General features: G+C 75.4%; 1 protein-coding gene. It reads right to left on the reverse strand.

Annotation, left to right across the window (positions count from 1 at the left end):
- A partial coding sequence (locus tag ACIOFR_RS42345; RefSeq protein WP_401006192.1) for a polyketide synthase dehydratase domain-containing protein occupies nt 1-1,323 on the reverse strand: 1,323 nt, incomplete at both ends.

Here is a 1,323-nt window from a genome sequence, read left to right on the forward strand (position 1 = left end):
CGACGGCGCCACGCGTCACCAGGACGAGCCGCGAGTCGGCGAACCGGTCGTCGGCCAGCCACTCCTGCACCACACCCAGCACCCCGTGCAGCGCGCCCCGAACGGCCGACGCCAGGTCGTCCGCGCCGGCGACCGGCTCCAGCGCCAGGAACACCGCGTCCGGGACGGCCGCGCCGCCCTCGACCGCCACACCCAACGCCGCCAGGTCCGGATACGGCTGAGCACCGAAGCCCTCGCCACCGAGCACGGCCCAGCGGCCCGCCGAGGCGGCGGACGGCACCGGCAGCGACGTCCACTCCACCCGGAACAGCGAATCGGCGTGACCGCCGCTCGCCGCCCGGACCTGCTCGGCGGACACCTCGCGCATCGCGAGGGAGGCCACCGACGCCACCGGGCGCCCGGACTCGTCGGCGAGCACCAGGGACACGGTGTCCCGTCCCGCCGGGGACATCCGGACGCGCAGCGCCGAGGCACCGGCCGCGTGCAGGGTCACCCCGTTCCAGGAGAAGGGGAGCCGGCCGCCGCCGCTCTCCTCCAGCAGGTCGCCGATGCCGACCGCGTGCAGCGCGGCGTCGAGCAGCGCCGGGTGCAGACCGAACAGCGCGGCCTCGCTCCCGGTGCCCTCGGGCAGACCGACCTCGGCGTAGACGTCCTCGCCGAGGCGCCACGCGGCGCGCAGCCCCTGGAAGACCGGACCGTAGCCGAACCCGGCGTCCAGGAAGTCGTTGTAGAGGTTGTCCACCTCGACCGTGGTGGCGCCCTGCGGCGGCCACTCGGCGAGGTCGAAGGACGGGAGGGCGGCACCGTGGTCCGGGGCCAGCACGCCGGTGGCGTGCCGGGTCCAGAGCTCGCCGTCCGCCGAGTCCTCCAGGCGGGAGTGCAGGCTCACCGCGCGGCGGCCCGACTCGTCGGCCTCCTCGACCGCGAGCTGGACGTGCACGCCGCCCTGCTCGGGCAGCACCAGCGGTGCGGCGAGGGTGAGTTCCTCCAGCAGCCCGCAGCCGACCTGGTCACCGGCCCGGATCGCCAGCTCCACGAACGCCGTACCCGGCAACAGGACCGAACCCATCACGGCGTGGTCGGCGAGCCACGGGTGCGACTGCACCGAGAGCCGCCCGGTGAAGAGGAAACCGTCCACCGCGGGCAGCGACACCGCCGCACCCAGCAGCGGGTGCCCGGCCGCCCCCAGACCGACGGACGTCACGTCCCCGGCGGGCCGGCTGACCCACTCCGGCCAGTAGCGCTGACGCTGGAAGGCGTACGTCGGCAGGTCGACACGGCGGGCACCGGTACCGGCGAACACCGCCTGCCAGTCGACCGTCA

The sequence above is a fragment of the Kitasatospora sp. NPDC088346 genome, from assembly GCF_044740765.1.
Classification (GTDB): Bacteria; Actinomycetota; Actinomycetes; order Streptomycetales; family Streptomycetaceae; genus Kitasatospora.